Below are 19898 nucleotides of genomic sequence, written 5' to 3'. Positions count from 1 at the left end.
CTGAGACATTTTTAACGAATGTCTCAGCTTTTTTGTGGATAATGTTTATGAATGTTGCAAGACGAGGTCCACGTGCAACATACGAGGTCAAAATGTTGCAAGACGAGGTCCACGTGCAACATAGAAGGTTATAATGTAGCAAGACAGAGTCCACGTGCAACATACGAAGTCAAAATGTTGCGAGACAGGGTCCACATGCAACATAGAAGGTCAGAATGTTGCAAGACAAGGTCCACGTGCAACATAGAAGGTCAAAATGTTGCAAGACAGGGTCCACGTGCAACATACGAGGTCAAAATGTTGCAAGACAAGGTCCACGTGCAACATAGAGCTTAACAGCTGTTTACTAACATTATAATGAAACAGGCTGAGACATGATTTTGTCCCAGCCTGTTTTTTACTTGTGTGTTGAACTTTTGGCGCACTCTACATAAGGAAGCGCACTAGACAACTTACGGTAATTTATTGACCATATTAATTAACACGAACAATCAGCTAAACTAAAAATCCTATTATAATAGATATGATAAAAAATACAGTACTAACAACAACAAACGGTATCACCCAATCATATACATTTCTTTCTTTAAGATTTATATCCTTCATATTTGGATTCATTACTTCATCGTCTTCTAAATATGATTGTGAAGCTTTAGATTTCATGTGAAAGTTAAATTTACGTATTGCTTGTCTAGATACTTCTCCAACACCATCCTGTTTCATTGCAATAAGCCAACTAACTGCAAATAAAATAGTCATCATATAAAAGAAAATATTACTCGCTTGATCTAAATCCTTCATAAATACTAAACATAAAATTAAAAATATGCCTATGTAACTGAAGGTAAAAATACTCCAAAATTTCATAATTACCTACCTCTAACGTTAAGAATTAATTGTATTATAACAGATTGAAAAATATTTTTTATATTTTAAGAAACTTAATAAAAATATTTGTGTAATTTTACATATGTATATTTTATGTATGCAAATACATATAAATTAATCCTTTACTTGTAAAAATAGGTAATTATTATACTAGTATTGTATATTTATACCTATAAAATGAATAATTGCTTCGCGTTGTCGCTTTATTGTGATAAAACAACAAGTAGATATTGGGTAATGCTTATTCAAAATTCAGAATATTCGTGTTGATTTAAGTTGAATAAATTCTGTATAATGTATATAAATATTTCTGAATATTAAAAGAAATATGAATTCGATAAGGGGATTGGAGGCAAAACAATGGTTAAGTACACTTTGAAACGTATTCTTTATATGTTCATATCATTGTTTTTAATTATGACGATAACATTTTTCTTAATGAAATTGTTACCGGGTTCACCGTACAACGATGAGAAATTATCAGAAGAACAAAAAGTTATTATAAACGAAAAGTATGGTTTGAATGATCCTGTATCAGTACAGTATGCAAATTACCTAAAAAATGTAGCTAAAGGTGATTTCGGTATTTCATTCCAATACGATAACAGAGAAGTTTGGAGTTTAATAAAACCAAGACTAGGACCCTCTGTTGAAATGGGTACATACGCGATGATTTTAGGTACAATTACCGGACTATTGCTCGGTATAGTGGCCGCAATCAAGCAAAATACGATTATTGACTATGGAGCAACCTTCTTATCAGTTATTTTCATTTCGGTGCCGTCATTCGTTCTGGCAGTGTTGCTACAATATGTATTTGCTGTTGAATGGCAAATCTTCCCTGTAGCAGGTTGGAGTGGATTTATGACTGCAGTGTTACCATCCTTAGCTTTAGCAGCAGGTGTAACAGCAACAATTGCACGTTATATACGTTCTGAAATGATTGAGGTATTGGGCTCTGATTACATAGAATTAGCGAGAGCTAAGGGGATGTCCAGTTCAAGAGTAATATTCGGACATGCTGTACGTAATGGTTTAATTCCAATTATTACAATTATTGTTCCAATGTTAGCTGGGATTTTAACTGGTACATTGACAATTGAAAACATCTTTGGAGTGCCAGGACTAGGTGACCAGTTCGTACGTTCAATTCAAACGAATGACTATCCAGTTATTATGGCATTAACATTACTATTCAGTTTCTTATTTATAATTTCAATCTTTATTGTAGACGTATTGTATGGTCTTATTGACCCTAGAATTCGTGTTGAAGGAGGTAAAAAATAATGGCTAATAACGATCATGAGAAAGATAAATTAAACAATAGCGGTTATGACAATGCCTCAATCACACATTCTACACAAGGGGTGCCGGCTGAAAAGTTTGTTCTTCACGGTAGAGACAAAGTGGTTGAAGAGAAATTTGAAAGAAAGAGTCGTACATTCTGGCAAGATGCTTGGGCTCAACTAAAAAGTAATAAATTAGCAGTAATTGGTTTAATAGGGTTAGTATTACTTACTTTATTATCACTAGTTGGTCCACTTATGAATGATCATAAGTTTAGTGACCAAAACGTGTCACACGCTAACTTGCCACCAAAAATACCAGTATTAGATCAAGTTCCTTTCTTGCCATTTGATGGTACAGATAGAGACGGCTTCGATGTTTACGAAGGATCTAATGTAAATGAGAACTATTGGTTTGGTACAGATGAATTAGGACGTGACTTATGGACACGTACATGGAGAGGTACGCAAGTATCATTATTCATCGGTGTAATAGCAGCAGCATTAGATATATTTATTGGGGTAATATACGGTGCTTTATCTGGCTACTTCGGTGGTAGGACGGATGATATCATGCAACGTATTGTTGAGATATTATCTTCAATTCCAAACTTAATTGTTGTTATCTTGTTCGTGTTATTATTCGATCCGTCAATGTGGACAATTATTTTAGCCATGTCCGTTACAGGTTGGCTAGGTATGAGTCGTATTGTTCGTGGACAATTCTTAAAACTTAAAGAACAAGAATTCGTAATGGCTTCAAGAACATTAGGGGTATCAAATTATAAATTAATCTTTAAACATATTTTGCCAAACACACTTGGACCAATTATTGTAACGTCAATGTTTACAGTACCAAGTGCAATATTCTTCGAAGCATTCTTAAGCTTTATTGGTCTAGGTATACCAGCACCACAAGCATCATTAGGTTCTCTAGTTGATACAGGAAGAAAGATGTTATTGATCTTCCCACATGAACTATTTGTTCCAGCTGTGGTATTAAGCTTATTAATCTTATTCTTCTATCTATTCAGTGATGGTCTAAGAGATGCCTTTGACCCTAAAATGCGTAAATAATAAGGAGGAAATGAATTATGGCTAAGAGAATTTTAGAAGTAAATAACTTAAAAGTTTCCTTCGACATTGACGCGGGGGAAGTACAAGCAGTTAGAGGTGTAGATTTTTATCTTGATAAAGGTGAAACACTCGCAATTGTTGGTGAATCTGGTTCGGGAAAATCAGTTACTACAAAAGCTTTAATGCAATTACTACCAAGTAAAGTAGGCAGAATAAAAGAAGGTTCTATTTTATTTGATGGTAAAGATTTAGCGAAGTTAGAAGAAAAAGAAATGCAAAAAATCAGAGGTAAGGAAATAGGGATGATTTTCCAAGATCCAATGACTTCATTAAATCCAACTATGAAAATAGGAAAGCAAGTTATGGAACCTCTTATTAAGCACCAAAAATTATCTAAAAGTGATGCTAAGAAAAGGGCATTAGATATTTTAGATTTAGTTGGATTGCCTAACGCAAAGAATCGTTTTAATAATTTCCCACACCAATTTTCAGGTGGACAAAGACAACGTATTGTTATTGCAACGGCATTGGCTTGTGATCCAAAAATACTCATAGCGGATGAACCTACAACTGCTTTGGACGTTACTATACAAGCTCAAATATTAGAGTTGATGAAAGAGTTACAACATAAGATTGATACATCAATTATTTTTATCACCCATGACTTAGGTGTTGTGGCAAACGTAGCTGATAGAGTGGCTGTAATGTATGGTGGACAAATTGTAGAAACAGGTTCAGTAGATGAAATTTTCTATAATCCGAAACATCCGTATACTTGGGGGCTTCTATCTTCTATGCCAAGCCTTGAAACATCTCATGAAACAGAGTTGCTTGCAATTCCTGGTACACCACCAGATTTAATAAAGCCGCCTGTAGGAGACGCGTTCGCTAGGAGAAGTGATTATGCACTGGATATCGACTACAAGGAAGAACCGCCATGGTTCCAAGTTTCACCTACACATTTCGTGAAATCTTGGTTGTTAGATGAAAGAGCACCAGAAGTAGACTTACCAGAAGCGGTTAAAAATAAATTAAAAGAAACACCTGACCAGTTTGATAAGCCGAAGCGTGTAGAAAGGGTGACGTTCTAATGGCTGAGAAAAAAGAAATATTAATCGACGTACAGAATTTGAAACAATATTTCAACGAAGGCAAGAAAAATGAAGTAAAAGCAGTAGATGATATTTCATTCCAAATATATCGTGGTGAAACATTAGGTTTAGTAGGGGAGTCTGGTTGTGGAAAATCCACAACTGGACGAACACTTATTAAATTACATGATGCAACGGATGGAAAAGTTATATTTGATAATGTTGATATTCAAAACATCAAAAAACGTAAAGATTTATTAAAGTTTAATCGACGTATGCAAATGATTTTCCAAGATCCATATGCGTCTTTAAATCCAAGATTAAAAGTAATGGATATTATTGCTGAAGGATTAGATGTACATAAATTAGTTTCTAGCAACGAAGAACGAAAAAAGCGTGTTTACGAATTGTTGGAAACAGTAGGTTTAAATAAAGAACATGCAAATAGATATCCACATGAATTCTCTGGCGGACAAAGACAGCGTTTAGGAATAGCACGTGCTTTAGCAGTAGAACCAGAATTTATTATAGCAGATGAACCTATTTCAGCTTTAGACGTTTCAATTCAAGCACAAGTTGTAAACTTAATGCAAAGATTGCAAGAAGAAAAAGGAATTACATTCTTATTCATCGCGCATGATTTATCAATGGTTAAATATATATCAGATAGAATCGGTGTTATGTACTTTGGTAAATTAGTTGAACTTGGACCATCAGATCAAATATATAAACATCCACAACATGAATATACTAAATCATTATTGTCAGCTATTCCATTACCAGATCCAGAATCTGAAAGAACAAGAACAAGATCATCATACGATCCTGACGTACATCAATATACTGATGATGAAGAGCTAGAATTGAGAGAAGTAGGGCCGGAGCATTACGTATATTGTTCTGAGAAAGAATTTGCTAAGAAAAAAGAAAATTACAACAAGACATTTAATTTATCAGAAGCATAATATGTACTAATAGAATTATTATTACAACTAATTATTAATAATTTAAAAGTGTAAAATAACAATTATTTGAAAATTGTGTGAATTTCTATTGTTTTTCATACATTTTTAAAATATAATATTATTAAAGCTTCTGAATTTTCAGAAGACAGAAAACAAGGGGGAGTAACTATATGAGGAAAAGACTTTCTGTACTCATGTCAATCTTAGTTGCAGCTGTACTAACACTTGCAGCTTGTAGTGGTGGAGGTTCCAAAAAAGATGATAGTGGAGGTAAAGGCGGCGTTAAAAGTGAAAAATCTGAAAACGTCTTAAACTTATCTTCAACATCTGATATACCAACGATGGATTCATCGTTAGCTACTGACCAAGTTTCATTCTTTACATTTAACCAAACTTTAGAAGGGTTATACGTGTTAGATAAAGATGATAAACCTGTACCTGGTGTTGCGAAAGGCGATCCAGAGAAATCTGACGATGGCAAGACTTGGACGATGAAGTTACGTGATGATGCTAAATGGTCAAATGGGGACCCTGTAACTGCTCATGACTTTGTATATGCTTGGCAACGTACTGTAGACCCAGACACAGCTGCTGAATATGCATATATGTTTGAAAACATCGAAAATGCATCAGAAATTACATCGGGTAAGAAAAAACCTGAAGAACTAGGCGTAAAAGCTATCGATGATCAAACTTTAGAAGTTAAATTAGTGAAAGACGTTCCATGGATGCAAAGTTTATTCGCATTCGGATCATTCATGCCACAAAATGAAAAATTTGTCGAAAAACAAGGCAAGAAATTCGGTACTACAGCTGACACAACATTATCAAATGGTCCATTCAAAATGACACAATGGAAAACAGAAGACAATTGGAAATTAGAACCAAATGATAAGTATTGGGATAAAGACAAAGTTAAACTTAAAGAAGTTAACTATAAAGTAGTTAAAGAAGTACAAACAGCTATTAATATGTACCAAACAGGTAAATTAGATATGGTAGGCTTAGATGCTTCAAATGTTAGTAAGTATAAAGATAGAGAAGACTTCTCTACTGAACTCAACTCATCTAACTATTTCTTTAGAATTAACAATACTAAGAATAAAGACTTAAAAAATGAAGATTTAAGAAAAGCATTTGCTAAATCAATAGACAAGAAAGAATATGTAAATTCTTTATTAAATAATGGTTCAGTTCCTTCTGATAAATTAATGGTTAAAGACTTCGTTAAAGATGAAGACGGGAAAGACTACATCGATGGTGTTAAATCTCCATTAAACTATGATAAAGAAGAAGCTAAAAAACTATTAGAAAAAGCTAAAAAAGCAACTGGTAAAGATAAATTTGATATTGAACTATTAACTTATGATCAAGATGAATCTAAAAAAGCTGCTGAATTTGTTAAAGAACAAGTTGAGAAAAATTTACCAGGTGTTACATTAAAAATTAAACAACAACCGTTTAAACAGAAATTAGCTTTAGAATCTAAAGGGGACTATGATATCTCATTTGCTGGTTGGGGTCCTGACTATCCTGATTCAACAACATTCTTAGACTTATTTAAGAAAGATAGTCCACATAACCAAACTGGATATTCAAATGCTGAATATGATAAAGCGTTAAAAGAAGCAAATACTGATGAAATGCTGAAAGAAGAAAATAGCGAAAAACGTACTAAAATGTTACAAGATGCAGAAAGTAAATTCTTAGAATCTGCTTCTATTGGGCCACTTTACCAACAAGGTGTAGCACGTTTACGTCAACCTTATGTTAAGAATTGGCAACCACATAAATTCGGTGGTGACTACTCACTTAAAGAAGTAGAAATCGCAGGATCTAAATAATCAAACAATTAAGGCAATCGATGGGAACATTGATTGCCTTTTTGTATAAGCTTCTTAATTAATTAACTGAAAGCTATTAAATCACCAAATGTAAGGGGAGTAATAAAATGAAGAGAAAACTCACAGCTTTATTTGCAGTGATAAGTGCGATTATATTAACGTTAGCAGCATGCGGTAGCAACGAAAAAGAAGATAATAGCGATAACATTAAACAATCTAAATCCAAGAACGAATTAAATTTATCTTCTGGCGATGATATTCCTACTATGGATCCATCATTAGCTTCTGACCAAGTTTCATTTACGACATTTACACAAACATTAGAAGGTTTATATGTATTAGATAAAGATGATAAGCCAGTACCAGGTGTAGCAAAAGGTGAACCTGAAAAATCAAACGATGGTAAAACATGGACGATTAAGCTACGTGATGATGCAAAATGGTCTAATGGCGATCTAGTAACAGCTCACGACTTTGTATTTGCATGGAGACGTACTGTAGATCCAGATACTGCTGCTGAATTTTCATATATGTTTGAAAACATAGAAAATGCAAAAGAAATTACAAACAGTGATAAAAAACCTGAAGAACTAGGCGTTAAAGCAATTGATGATCAAACATTAGAAATTAAACTTGTAAAAGATGTTCCATGGATGGAAAGTTTATTAGCATTCAGCTCATACATGCCGCAAAATGAAAAATTTGTGAAAAAACATGGTGATGATTTTGGTACAACAGCTGAAACAACTTTATCAAACGGCCCGTTTAAATTAACAGAATGGAAATCTGAAGATAAGTGGAAATTAGAGAAAAATGATAAATATTGGGATAAAGATAAAGTTAAACTTAAAGATGTTAATATCAAAGTTGTGAAAAATACACAAACAGCAATTAATATGTACCAAACTGGTAAGCTAGATATGGTAGGATTGGATGCACAAAACGTAAAAAAATATAAAGATAGAGAAGACTTCTCTACCCAGTCTACTTCAGGAAGCTATTTCTTTAGAATTAACAAAGAGAAAAATAAAGATTTAGAGAATGAAGATTTAAGAAAAGCAATAGCAACATCAGTAAATAAAAAATCTTATGTCGATTCCTTATTAAACAACGGATCTAAACCATTAGATACATTAATGATTAAAGATTTCGTTAAAGATGGTAAAGGTAAAGATTATATAGATGGTGTGAAATCACCACTGGAATTTGATAAAGATGATGCTAAGAAATCACTTGAAAAAGCTAAAAAAGATTTAGGAAAAGATAAATTCACAATAGAACTCTTAACATATGATGAAGATGAATCTAAAAAAGCAGGAGAGTTCGTTAAAGAACAAGTAGAAAAAAATCTTCCAGGCGTTACATTAAAAATTAAACAACAACCTTTTAAACAGAAATTAGCATTAGAATCTAAAAAAGATTTCGATATTTCATTTGCTGGGTGGTTCCCAGATTATCCAGACCCAACAACATTCTTAGATTTATTTACATCTGATTCACCTCATAACCAAACAGGCTATGCTAATGAAGAATATGATAAAGCTTTGGAAGAAGCGAATTCAGATGAAATGCTTAAAGAAGAGAACGAAGATAAGCGAATTGAAAAATTACAAGATGCAGAAACGCAATTTTTAGATTCAGCATCTATCGCGCCGCTATTCCAAACAGGATCAGCACGTTTAAGACAGCCTTATATCAAAAATTGGCAAAACCATAAATATGGTGGAGATTATACCCTTAAAGAAGTAGAAATAAAAGGTGCTAAATAATATTTAATAGATAGAACCTTACAAAGCTTAAATGTTTTGTAAGGTTTTTTTATTTTATAAGTGGAATCACTAAATATATGAACAAGAAGAACATAATTTATACATATAATAGAAAAATTAAGTTGCGACAAATTATAAATATCTTTATAATTAAAGAAAGTTCAGAAAATGACTGAATTTTCAAAAATCGAATAAGGGGATATGTTTATGAGAAAGAAGAGGTTGAGATTAATTTCATTAGTACTTTTGTCGATAACTTTAGTTTTGTCAGCATGTAGCGGGGGTGGAAAGGAAAAGAAGGACAGTGATGCTGCAGGGGATGGCAAGTCATTACGTCTTATTTCAATTTCTGATATACCATCGATGGATTCAAGTTTAGCAACAGATGCAACTTCTTTTGATGTATTGAATAACACAATGGAAGGTTTGTACAAATTAGATAAACATGATAAAGCTATTCCGGGTATAGCGAAAGGAGATCCAAAGAAATCTGATGACGGTTTAACTTGGACGATAGAATTAAGAGATGCTGAGTGGTCTAATGGAGAGAAAGTTACAGCAAATGATTTCGTTTATGCTTGGAGAAAGTTAGTTACGCCAAAGACAGCTTCTGAATATGCATTTATCATGTTTGATATCGAGAATGCTGAAGATATTAATAAAGGTAAAAAGACACCTGAAGAGTTAGGTGTAAAAGCGGTTGATGATAAAACTTTAGAAATTAAACTTAATCGTGAATTACCTTATTATCAAGAGTTACTTACTTTCGGTTCATTTTTACCTCAAAATGAAAAGTTCGTTAAAGAAAAAGGAGATAAATACGGAACAACAGCTAAAGACACATTATATAATGGACCGTTTACTTTATCAGATTGGAAAACAGAAGATAATTATACTTTGAAGAAAAATGATAAGTATTGGGATAAAGGAAATGTAAAATTAGACAGTGTTAACTTCAAAGTTGTTAAAGAACCTCAAACAGCTTTAAATATGTATAATGCTGGTGATGTTGATGAAGCTTTAATACCAGCTGAAAACGTAAATAAATATAAAGACGATAAAGCTTATAATACCGAACTAGAAGCTAGAGTTTACTTTATGAGAATGAATCAAAAGGATGTACCAGAATTTAAAAATAAAGATTTAAGAATGGCAATTGCCCAATCGATTGATAGAGAACAATATGTTAAGAGTAATTTAAACAATGGTTCTAAACCAGCTAAAACATTAGTTCCGACCGAATTTGTAAAAGATACTAAAGGTAAAGATTATACTAAAGGCGTCGAAACAGAAAATAAATTTGATAAAGAATCAGCTAAAAAGCATTTAGAAAAAGCTAAAAAAGATCTTGGTAAAGATGAATTTACATTTGAATTATTAACTTATGATCAAGACAATGCCAAGAAAGACGCTGAGTACTTTAAAGAACAAATCGAACAAAATTTACCTGGTGTAAAAATTAAAGTTAAACAGCAACCGTTTAAACAAAAATTAAAATTAGAATCAAGTATGGATTATCAAATTTCATTTGGAAGATGGGCTCCTGATTATCCAGATGCTATGTCATTCCTAGAATTATTTACTAGCGATAATGTTATGAATGAAACTGGATGGAAAAACAAAGAATATGATAAGAAAATTGAGGATTCAGGAAATAAACTACTGAAGAAAGAGCAAGAACGTATTGAAGCAATGCAAGATGCTGAGTCATTGTTATTAGATGAAGCGACTATTATACCTATTTACCAACAAGGTAATGCACGTTTAACTCAAAGTTATGTTAATGACATTGAAAGACATAAGTTTGGGGGAGACACAGACTTAAAGCATGCAAGTAAGCAAAAGTAACAAATCATAGTTTAAATAAATAGAAACTAAGGGGATGAGTTACATGTCAAAAGGTATAAAAATTTTATCGATATTGTTAACTGCAGTTTTAGTATTGAGTGCTTGTTCATCAGGAGGAAGCGGTGGAAAAAGTTCAAAAGATGGTCAAACATTAAACCTCCAAATCAATGGAGATGTTCCAACAATGGATTCTGCAATGGCTACTGATGGACTTTCATTTGATATGTTTTTCCAAACGATGGAAGGTTTGTATACATTAGATAAAGACGATAAAGCTATTCCGGCTGTCGCTAAAGGGGAGCCGAAAATCACTAACGACGGTAAAAAGTGGACAGTTAAATTAAGAGAAAATGCTAAATGGTCTAATGGAGACCCAGTTACAGCAAATGATTTCGTATATGCTTGGAGAAAAGTAGTTGATCCAGATACTGCATCTGAATATGCTTATATATTATTCGACATTAAAAATGCAGAAGAAGTCAATTCTGGAGATAAGAAGCCAGAAGAACTTGGTGTAAAAGCTATAGATGACCACACATTAGAGTTCGAACTAACGAAGTCATTACCATACTATAAAGAATTACTTTCATTCGGTACGTTTATGCCGCAAAATAAAAAATTCGTTGAGAAACAAGGCGATAAATATGGTACAACTTTGAAAAACACATTATATAATGGTCCTTTCAAAATGACTGAATGGAAAACAGATGACAAAGTTACACTTGAGAAAAACGATGAGTACTGGGATAAAGATAAAGTTAAATTGGATAAAGTTAATTACAAAGTTGTAAAAGAAGCTTCTACTGCAGTAAATTTATACGAAACAAATAAATTAGACATTGTTGAATTACCTGCAGAACAAGTTAATAAATATAAAGATGATAAAGGTTACACAACGGAATTAGATACAATAACTTATTATTTCAAATTAAACGAAGATAAAGTTCCAGAATTTAAAAACGAAGACTTTAGATTAGCATTTGCAAAAGCAATTGATAAAAAAGCTTATGTAAAAAATAATTTAAATAACGGATCTATTCCAGCTGATAACTTTGTGCCAAAAGACTTTGTTAAAGACAGTAAAGGTAATGAATACCAAGATGGCGTTAAAAATGAAAATCACTACAATGTGAAAGAAGCTAAAGAACATTTTGAAAAAGCTAAAAAAGAATTAGGGAAAGATGAATTTACGATTGAATTAATGACATACGACAAAGATACAGCTAAAAGAGATGCTGAATACTTCAAAGAACAACTTGAGAAAAATTTAGATGGTGTAAATATTAAAATTAAACAACAACCATTTAAACAAAAACTTGATGTTGTTTCTAAAGGGCAATATGAAATGTCATTAGAAAACTGGATACCAGACTATCCTGACCCGATGACATTCTTAGAGCTTTATGTAACAGATGGTTCACATAACAACACAGGCTGGTCTAATAAAGAATATGACAAGATTATTAAAGCAGCAGACTCATCACTAGCTGAAAATCCAGATAAACGACTAAAAGAATTACAACGAGCAGAAGGTATGTTGTTAAACGAAGCGGGTATTGTACCGCTTTACCAAGTTGGTGTAGCTCAACTACAAAAACCAAATGTTAAAAACGTCGTTAATCACCAATTTGGTGGGGTATCTACATTGAAAGAAGCATATATTGAAAAATAAAAAATAATGCACAAATATTAAATAAGAGTTACTCATTTAGACTATGATGTTTAGACGAGTAACTCTTTTTATTATGGAAGTAACAATAAAGATTTTTATTATAATTAAGAATTAATTTACGAAATCTAATGTGTATTATTAACATCGCTGTCATTATGAATACATTGAGGGCCTCGTTATTGACACGTTTGGTAAGAATAGTCAATAAGGCTACCGTTATTGTCTCATAAAGTTGTTCCTAAATTATATTATATATTGGCAGTAGTTGATTGGATTGAAAATGCGTTCAAATCAAGCTTTTTCAACATTGCCAGTGTCGTCTATGAAAACTTTGTATAAAATATTGAGAGTTATAACGAATTTGTCTAGTGCTGTCACTTGCTCGGATAGTAAGAGTATGTGACTACTGGATCAAACTATATCAAGCGCAACCTTATATGAACAAAATTATAGATTTAAAAAATAAGCATATCACTTTCAAACTGTATTAATCAGTTAAGTAATATGCTTATTTATTTTGAGTTAGGATTGATCTTCTAGTCTCATAATTTTATGGTTATTTTCTTTTTCTACCTAATCCCATTGCATTTTCCATTTTTTTAAGCGTCTTATTAGCGACTTTACTAGCTTTATCTCTACCTTGATCAAGGATTTCGTCTAGAATATCTTTGTTTTCATAGAAATAGTTATATTTTTCTTGGAAGTCTGTTAAGAATCGTTTAACTTCTTCTGATAAATCGGTTTTAAAATCTCCATAACCTTTGCCCTCATATTGTGCTTCTAATTCTTCAACAGTTTGACCTGTGATACTAGAGTATATGACAAGTAGGTTACTTATGCCTGGTTTGTTCTCTTTATCGTATTTAACAATACCATCAGAGTCAGTTACGGCACTTTTTATTTTTTTAGCGGCAACGTTTGGTTCATCTAATAATGAAATAAAGTTTTTCTGATTATCATCACTTTTACTCATTTTTTTAGTTGGATCTTGTAAGCTCATAATTCTTGCACCGAATTTCGGCATATGAATAGAAGGTTTAGTTAAAATATCATTGTATTTAGTATTAAAACGATCTACTACATTTCTAGTTAATTCTAAATGTTGTTTTTGATCGTCGCCTACTGGAACGATATTTGTATTATATAGTACAATATCAGCTGCCATTAAAGGTGGGTAAGTTAATAAACCTGCTGGGATACCTTGAAATTGTTTCTGAGCTTTATCCTTATATTGTGTCATTCTTTCCAATTCACCAATTGAAGATATTGTTGTTAAAATCCAACCTGCTTGAATGTGAGCAGGTACTTCAGATTGGATAAATAATGTTGCTTTCTCATGGTCGATTCCGGAAGCTAAATAAATAGCTGCTAACTTACGTGTGTTTTCACGTAATTTTAGTCGATCTTGAGGTACTGTTATTGCATGTTGATCTACAATACAGAAATAGCAATCATAATTATATTGAATTTCATTGAATTGTTTCAGCGCACCAATGTAATTTCCTATTGTAGGAATCCCACTAGGTTGGATGCCAGAGAATAAAGTTTCCATTAAAAAAATGCCTCTTTTCTACATAATTTCTTTCTACTATTATAACAGTATTTTATTAATTTGTAAGTTGTGTTATTCTTAATGAGTAGGGAAATGCGCAATTTACACTGAATTAATCAATAATTTATTCGCTTTTTAATGAATTATTAGTTTTTTCTCATTTAATTTTAATCTTTGAGTTATATAATATATTTATAGCGTTAAGATAGGAATTAAACAAAGTGAGCATTTATGTTTAACCTAGTGCTATATAGGGTAAATGATATATAAGTGGAATATAATCTTATAAAGTTCACTGACGTTTAACATAAATAATATTCAATTAGGAGAGTGAGATGTATGGTAACATTATTTACTTCACCAAGTTGCACATCTTGCCGTAAAGCGAAAGCATGGTTACAAGAACATGACATTCCGTATACGGAGCGTAATATTTTTTCAGAACACTTAACATTAGATGAAATTAAATCAATCTTAAAAATGACAGAAGACGGAACAGATGAAATTATTTCAACTCGTTCTAAAACATATCAAAAATTAAATGTGGATATCGATACATTGCCACTACAAGAACTATATACAATTATTCAAGATAACCCAGGACTATTACGTCGTCCAATTATCTTAGATGATAAACGTCTACAAGTTGGTTATAACGAAGATGAAATTCGTCGTTTCTTACCACGCAAAGTGCGTACATTCCAACTTTTAGAAGCTCAACGTATGGTTGACTAATTTGGTCTAATATTAGAATTATGGCTCCTGTTTACAGGGGCTATTTTTGTGTATAAAAATAAAAGAAAATAGTTCGAACAAATTACTGTTAAAATGTAAGAGTTTATAATACAATGGATGTACTATTCCTAGAGTAAGGGAGTGTGACATTATGAGAATAGAACGAATTGATGAAACAACGGTAAAATTATTTATAACTTATCAAGACATCGAAGCACGAGGTTTCAAGAGAGAAGATTTATGGACCAACCGCAAACGTGGTGAAGAATTTTTCTGGTCAATGATGGATGAAATTAATGACGAAGAAGAATTCGTAGTCGAAGGCCCGTTATGGATTCAAGTGCATGCATTCGAAAAGGGTGTAGAAGTTACAGTTTCTAAGTCTAAAGGCGATGAACTGTTAAATATGACTGATGAAGAATCTAATGAACAATTAGAATATCAAGTCAATGATTTCTTATCTCAAGCACTCGATTCCGATCAAAATATTGGAGAACTCTTAAACGATCAAGATGAAGAAACTAGAAAGCAATTTGTTCCTAAAGATATAGGATTGCTTGTTAGATTTGAAGAGTTAGAAGATATTATTGAATATGCACATTATAATGAACATAAAGACTTAGTATTTACAGACTTATTATATATGTTAGACAACAAATATTATTATTATGTACAATTTGATCAAATAGATAATGAAGAAATTATTAATGATTTCTACGGACAACTATTAGAGTATGCAAATCCAACTCAAGTGTCTAAATTATATTTAGATGATTATGCTAAGGTTGTTATGAGTTATAATGTAATGGGTCAAATCACGAGATATTTTGAACCAAAAAATCAAATTAAAAATAAGTAATTTTAACACCTCTTTACGTTTAATAAAGTAAAGAGGTGTTTTTTTATGCTTATGGGATTAAATACTAGAAATGAACTTGTATATGCTCAACATGCAAAATCCAATGAATTGTATAGATGTCCTGAATGTAATTCAGAGTTAATTCTTAGACGTGGAAAGCATACTATTGCTCATTTTGCTCATAAATCTAATAGTTATTGTTTAAAAAACGTTTATAAGAAAGAAACTTTAGCCCATTTTGCATCTAAGCACCACATTTATTCAAGTTTAAATAAGAAAGTACAAATAGACATGGAATATTATTTGCATGAAATCGAACAAATACCAGACATATTGATAAATCGTAACCTTGTTATAGAGTTTCAATATTCACCAATTAATCTAGAGTTGTTAGATAGCAGAACAGCAGGATTTAGGGCTTTAAATTTAAATGTGATTTGGATAAGTAAACCGGCGAATGAGTATAATGGGATATTAAAGTTAAGTTATTTTGGAGCTGCTCTCATCAATCATACGCATCGAACACTTATTACATATGATTATAATCGTAAGTTGCTAATTAAATATGATCAATTACAATCATTAGATATTTCCCATTTTATTTATAGAAAGAATATCATAAAATGGGAAGATTTATTACAAACACATAATGTATCAAGAGTGCCAACATTTCTTTTGAATGATAATTTTTATAATAATTATCTTGGAAAATGTAGACAAACAAGAAGTGTTTTAGAACCAACTTTATCCTTATTATATCAATCTGGTCTCATACATAAGAATAGACCTAAATTTTTAGGAATAATTGTACCTGAACAATTATATATTTTAACGAATGCTATAACGTGGCAATGTTATTTATATTTAGAAATTAATAAAGGTACGTTTACTTTTGAACGTTTTAATTCTTTCATTAAATTTAGAACTTTTAATAATGTGAACTATTCCAAGGAAGACATTTTAAAAAGCGCCTTGAAGTCATATTTATCAATACTTAATAAAATGACTTTATCACGTGCAAAAAAATGAGATTAATGAGAAAATTATTAATATGAATGTCAAAGGAGGCTATTAATATGGCAAAATTAATTACTAGGGAAGAACAAGAAGAAAAGTACACTTGGGATTTAACAACAATATTTTCTTCAGATGAAGCATACGAAGAAGCTTTCAATGAATTAGAGTCTTATTTAGGGAAAGAACAACAGTATAAAGGACATTTGAAAGATAATGCTGAAACACTATATAACGCTCTATTATTAGATAGTGAAATTGACGAGAAATTAGGTAAAGTATATGTCTATGCACATTTAAAGCACGATCAAGATACTGCTAATGATAAATACGCTGGATATGAAGCAAAAGCTGCAACTTTAGCTAATAAATTTGCAAGTGCATGGAGCTTTATTTTACCTGAATTAATGTCTATAGATGAAGATACATTAAATCAGTTCGTTGAATCACATGACGGATTAAAGAGATACCAATTTGATATTGAAAAATTAAATAAAAAGAGACCTCATATTTTAGGCGATAAAGAAGAAAAAATATTAGCTGAAGCGGGCGAAGCATTGCAAACGCCAAGTAATGTTTTCGGTATGTTCAATAACGCTGATTTAACATTTAAACCAGCAATTGATAAAGATGGTAATGAACACGAATTAACGCAAGGAACATATATAAAACTATTAGAATCTGAAGATAGAGTATTAAGAAAATCAGCATACGATAATGTATATGAAGCTTATGGTAGTCATAATAATACTTTAACAGCTACTTTAAGTGGTAAAGTAAAAACAGCTATATTCAGTTCTAAAGTACGCAATTATGATTCTGCTAGACAACAAGCATTATCTAATAATTTCATACCAGAAGATGTATACGATAACTTAATTGAAACTGTACATAAACATCTACCTTTATTACACCGTTATACAGAATTAAGAAAAGAATTATTAGGTTTAGACGAAATGCATATGTATGATATGTATACACCATTAGTTCAAGATTCTTCATTTGATATGCCTTACGAAGAAGCTAAAGATTGGATGGTTAAAGCATTACAACCAATGGGGCAAGAATATATAGAAGTTGTTGAAGAAGGATTGAATAATAGATGGGTAGACGTTTATGAGAATAAAGGTAAACGTTCAGGTGGTTATTCATCTGGTGCACATTTAACTAATCCATTTATTTTATTAAACTGGACAGATTCAATTTCTGACTTATTTACGCTAATTCATGAATTCGGACATTCTGCTCATAGTTACTTTAGTCGTAAACATCAATTATCAAATGAAAGTGATTATTCAATCTTTGTAGCAGAAGTTGCATCTACAACAAATGAAGCACTTTTAAGTGAATACATGGATAAAAACTTAGAAGATCCTGAAAAACGTAAATATTTATTAAACCAAGAACTTGAAAGATTTAGAGCAACATTATTCAGACAAACAATGTTTGCTGAATTCGAATATTTAATCCATAAAATTGTAGAAGACGGCGAACCTTTAACGGCTGAAAGATTAAATAATGAATATGCTGAACTTAATAAAAAGTATTTTGGTGACGCTGTTATAACAGATGACAATATTGCTAAAGAGTGGTCTCGTATCCCACACTTCTATTATAATTTCTATGTTTATCAATATGCTACAGGATATAGTGCTGCACAAGCATTAAGCAAACAAATTTTAGAAGAGGGCGAACCAGCTGTTAAAAGATATATCAATGAATTCTTAAAAGCAGGAAGCTCAGATTATCCAATTGAAGTATTGAAAAAAGCTGGTGTCGATATGACATCTACACAACCAATCGAAGAAGCGATGGAAGTATTTGAAGAGAAATTAAATGCCTTTGAAAAACTGGTTAAAGGCGAATAAAAGCATGTACACGTTTCCAATATGACAAGTGTGTGACAAATAGAAAAATACGATGTTTTCTGTTGAATTATGTGTACATAGCATGTTATATTACGTATATGAAATTAATCACATAACAAACATACCCCTTTGTTTGAAGTGAAAAATTTCTCCCATCCCCTTTGTTTAAGCACCGTGTAATCAGACACGGTGTTTTTTATTTATTCGTTCATAGTTAACATCCCAAAAGTTATCTATTAGGCAATAGCCCAAAAGATTAATTAATCTTTCATGCATGAGTATGGGTGATTAAAATTCATACTCAAATTAAAAGGATTTATCCATTAGGTGAAAACCTACGGATAAATCCTTTTTTATTTCGGTATTAATAAGTAAGAATGTGATTTTGCGAATCAATAATATAAAAATAGTGACCTGAAAGTTGCAAGAGTAGCTCAACGTGCAACATAGAGTACTTCTTATCCCTAGATTTCTGAATAAAAGTGAATTATCATCGCTCCTCATACAAAAACAGCCAAAATTCTTATTATCTAAAGAATTTTGGCTGTTTTTATAATGCTTTCCCAATCCCGTTTGATTTGAGTCTAATAAACTTATTGTCCAAGGCTCAGTTTGTAAATTTCATTTCTTATATTTCCAGAAGTCTCCATGAATAGATTCTTGTTGTTCAATGTAACCTTGTAATTGTAATTTTTTAAGTTCTCTTTTTACAATTTTCTCTGGCCACTCATATATTGTTGCTATTTCTTGTTCGGAAACGAGTTTTTGTGATTGTATATATTCGATTAGTTTAGGTGGAAGTTGTTTCTCAACTTCTGTCCCGATTAATTCTTGAATGATATACGTATAAATATGATAAGGATATGTTCCTTCGACTTTTAAACCTTCTGAATGTATATCTTCATTAAAGAATACAAGGGAAGGTGTCATATCTACATCCATTTCTCGAGCAATATGCATGTCCGTCTGTAGACTTTCTGTTAAAGCTTGTTCTTTTAAATCATTTATAAAAACAGATAAGTCTATTCCCGATTTAAAAGCGCATTTTCTAATAAGTTCTGTTGTAATAATTTTTTCATGAGGTATAATCTCATTCTGAATTAAATTTAAAAATCTTGTAGCTCGATTATGTCCTTGTAATTCAGCAGCTTTAAAAGCTAGTGCTATATTATCAAATTCACATGTACTTTGAGCCTGACATTTAGTTAATACTTTAAGAGATGGGTTCAAAATCTGACGAATCTTTACGTATTTTTGATATTCTATTTTTAACTTTGCTAATGTAGAAGAAAGATTAAAACAATCTTCGCAAAATGGATCGAAAAATGAATATATTTCTATTTTGCTTGCTGGTGTTAAATCAGCATTACTTTGTTCATTAGCATGGATTAATCTTAATTCTTCGGCCATATTATCCACCTTCAACTATA

15 protein-coding genes are annotated in these 19898 nt (G+C 31.6%); 12 read left to right on the top strand and 3 right to left on the bottom strand.

The features are described 5' to 3' along the window. Nucleotides 1-495: 495 nt before the first annotated feature. Entirely contained in the window at nt 496-867 is a 372-nt protein-coding gene (locus LQ615_RS11490) for a DUF3899 domain-containing protein (RefSeq protein WP_064204847.1), read from the bottom strand. Nucleotides 868-1248: 381 nt separating this feature from the next. Here LQ615_RS11490 and opp3b point away from each other — a divergent pair, with 381 nt between their 5' ends. The 8 genes from opp3b to LQ615_RS11450 all read left to right on the top strand — a co-directional run bounded on the left by opp3b (nt 1249) and on the right by LQ615_RS11450 (nt 12440). After that, nucleotides 1249-2175: an oligopeptide ABC transporter permease gene (gene opp3b / locus LQ615_RS11485; protein ID WP_016999393.1), complete on the top strand. Its 927-nt coding sequence runs from the start codon at nt 1249-1251 to the stop codon at nt 2173-2175. Next, nucleotides 2175-3251: an oligopeptide ABC transporter permease gene (opp3C, locus tag LQ615_RS11480; protein WP_016999392.1), complete on the top strand. Its 1077-nt coding sequence runs from the start codon at nt 2175-2177 to the stop codon at nt 3249-3251. Before opp3b ends, opp3C begins: the two co-directional genes overlap by 1 nt. A 17-nt stretch (nt 3252-3268) precedes the next feature. Then, nucleotides 3269-4342, top strand: a complete 1074-nt coding sequence (locus LQ615_RS11475; RefSeq protein ID WP_016999391.1) for an ABC transporter ATP-binding protein — start codon at nt 3269-3271, stop codon at nt 4340-4342. Next, a complete protein-coding gene (locus LQ615_RS11470) occupies nt 4342-5307 on the top strand; it encodes an ABC transporter ATP-binding protein (protein ID WP_064211100.1) in 966 nt (321 codons plus the stop codon). Before LQ615_RS11475 ends, LQ615_RS11470 begins: the two co-directional genes overlap by 1 nt. 170 nt (nt 5308-5477) lie before the next feature. After that, on the top strand, nt 5478-7151 hold the full coding sequence (locus LQ615_RS11465) for a peptide ABC transporter substrate-binding protein (RefSeq protein WP_016999389.1): 1674 nt from the start codon (nt 5478-5480) through the stop codon (nt 7149-7151). A gap of 107 nt (nt 7152-7258) precedes the next feature. Further along, nucleotides 7259-8920 (top strand): peptide ABC transporter substrate-binding protein, encoded by a 1662-nt coding sequence (locus LQ615_RS11460; RefSeq protein WP_218729782.1) that lies wholly within the window; start codon nt 7259-7261, stop codon nt 8918-8920. A 207-nt stretch (nt 8921-9127) separates the two neighbouring features. Beyond that, nucleotides 9128-10768 carry a peptide ABC transporter substrate-binding protein gene (locus tag LQ615_RS11455; RefSeq protein ID WP_239704082.1) on the top strand — a complete coding sequence of 547 codons (1641 nt, stop codon included), beginning with the start codon at nt 9128-9130 and terminating at the stop codon, nt 10766-10768. A 43-nt stretch (nt 10769-10811) separates the two neighbouring features. Further along, a complete protein-coding gene (locus tag LQ615_RS11450) occupies nt 10812-12440 on the top strand; it encodes a peptide ABC transporter substrate-binding protein (protein WP_064204854.1) in 1629 nt (542 codons plus the stop codon). Between the two features lie 556 nt (nt 12441-12996). Here the strand turns inward: LQ615_RS11450 and trpS are convergent. After that, the gene (gene trpS / locus LQ615_RS11445) at nt 12997-13992 is read right to left on the bottom strand and encodes a tryptophan--tRNA ligase (RefSeq protein ID WP_064204855.1); all 996 of its coding nucleotides are present in this window, start codon (nt 13990-13992) and stop codon (nt 12997-12999) included. Between the two features lie 339 nt (nt 13993-14331). Here trpS and spxA point away from each other — a divergent pair, with 339 nt between their 5' ends. From spxA to pepF, 4 genes are all read left to right on the top strand, one after another. Then, a complete protein-coding gene (gene spxA / locus LQ615_RS11440; protein ID WP_239704083.1) occupies nt 14332-14727 on the top strand; it encodes a transcriptional regulator SpxA in 396 nt (131 codons plus the stop codon). Nucleotides 14728-14878: 151 nt separating this feature from the next. Continuing rightward, on the top strand, nt 14879-15586 hold the full coding sequence (gene mecA, locus LQ615_RS11435; protein WP_016999379.1) for an adaptor protein MecA: 708 nt from the start codon (nt 14879-14881) through the stop codon (nt 15584-15586). Nucleotides 15587-15631: 45 nt separating this feature from the next. Then, nucleotides 15632-16615 (top strand): competence protein CoiA, encoded by a 984-nt coding sequence (locus LQ615_RS11430; protein WP_070045155.1) that lies wholly within the window; start codon nt 15632-15634, stop codon nt 16613-16615. A gap of 47 nt (nt 16616-16662) precedes the next feature. Continuing rightward, nucleotides 16663-18468 (top strand): oligoendopeptidase F, encoded by a 1806-nt coding sequence (gene pepF / locus LQ615_RS11425; RefSeq protein WP_070045154.1) that lies wholly within the window; start codon nt 16663-16665, stop codon nt 18466-18468. A gap of 621 nt (nt 18469-19089) precedes the next feature. Here pepF and LQ615_RS11420 read toward each other — a convergent pair. Beyond that, complete coding sequence (locus tag LQ615_RS11420) at nt 19090-19878, bottom strand: DsbA family protein (protein WP_239704085.1); 789 nt, start codon at nt 19876-19878, stop codon at nt 19090-19092. Between the last annotated feature and the right edge of the window lie 20 nt (nt 19879-19898).

Source organism: Mammaliicoccus sp. C-M13 (assembly GCF_022386845.1).
Taxonomy (GTDB): Bacteria; Bacillota; Bacilli; order Staphylococcales; family Staphylococcaceae; genus Mammaliicoccus; species Mammaliicoccus lentus.
The sequence above is the reverse complement of the archived record's forward strand: the minus strand, read 5'-3'. Positions and strand labels throughout refer to the sequence as shown.

What these genes read in the sequence shown, in the direction of transcription:
- pepF (WP_070045154.1), top strand. Translation starts at nt 16,663, where the DNA reads ATGGCAAAATTAATTACTAGGGAAGAACAAGAAGAAAAGTACACTTGG.
- opp3C (WP_016999392.1), top strand. Translation starts at nt 2,175, where the DNA reads ATGGCTAATAACGATCATGAGAAAGATAAATTAAACAATAGCGGTTAT.
- LQ615_RS11455 (WP_239704082.1), top strand. Translation starts at nt 9,128, where the DNA reads ATGAGAAAGAAGAGGTTGAGATTAATTTCATTAGTACTTTTGTCGATA.
- LQ615_RS11475 (WP_016999391.1), top strand. Translation starts at nt 3,269, where the DNA reads ATGGCTAAGAGAATTTTAGAAGTAAATAACTTAAAAGTTTCCTTCGAC.
- opp3b (WP_016999393.1), top strand. Translation starts at nt 1,249, where the DNA reads ATGGTTAAGTACACTTTGAAACGTATTCTTTATATGTTCATATCATTG.
- LQ615_RS11465 (WP_016999389.1), top strand. Translation starts at nt 5,478, where the DNA reads ATGAGGAAAAGACTTTCTGTACTCATGTCAATCTTAGTTGCAGCTGTA.
- spxA (WP_239704083.1), top strand. Translation starts at nt 14,332, where the DNA reads ATGGTAACATTATTTACTTCACCAAGTTGCACATCTTGCCGTAAAGCG.
- LQ615_RS11470 (WP_064211100.1), top strand. Translation starts at nt 4,342, where the DNA reads ATGGCTGAGAAAAAAGAAATATTAATCGACGTACAGAATTTGAAACAA.
- mecA (WP_016999379.1), top strand. Translation starts at nt 14,879, where the DNA reads ATGAGAATAGAACGAATTGATGAAACAACGGTAAAATTATTTATAACT.
- LQ615_RS11490 (WP_064204847.1), bottom strand. Translation starts at nt 867, where the DNA reads ATGAAATTTTGGAGTATTTTTACCTTCAGTTACATAGGCATATTTTTA.
- LQ615_RS11460 (WP_218729782.1), top strand. Translation starts at nt 7,259, where the DNA reads ATGAAGAGAAAACTCACAGCTTTATTTGCAGTGATAAGTGCGATTATA.
- LQ615_RS11450 (WP_064204854.1), top strand. Translation starts at nt 10,812, where the DNA reads ATGTCAAAAGGTATAAAAATTTTATCGATATTGTTAACTGCAGTTTTA.
- LQ615_RS11420 (WP_239704085.1), bottom strand. Translation starts at nt 19,878, where the DNA reads ATGGCCGAAGAATTAAGATTAATCCATGCTAATGAACAAAGTAATGCT.
- LQ615_RS11430 (WP_070045155.1), top strand. Translation starts at nt 15,632, where the DNA reads ATGCTTATGGGATTAAATACTAGAAATGAACTTGTATATGCTCAACAT.
- trpS (WP_064204855.1), bottom strand. Translation starts at nt 13,992, where the DNA reads ATGGAAACTTTATTCTCTGGCATCCAACCTAGTGGGATTCCTACAATA.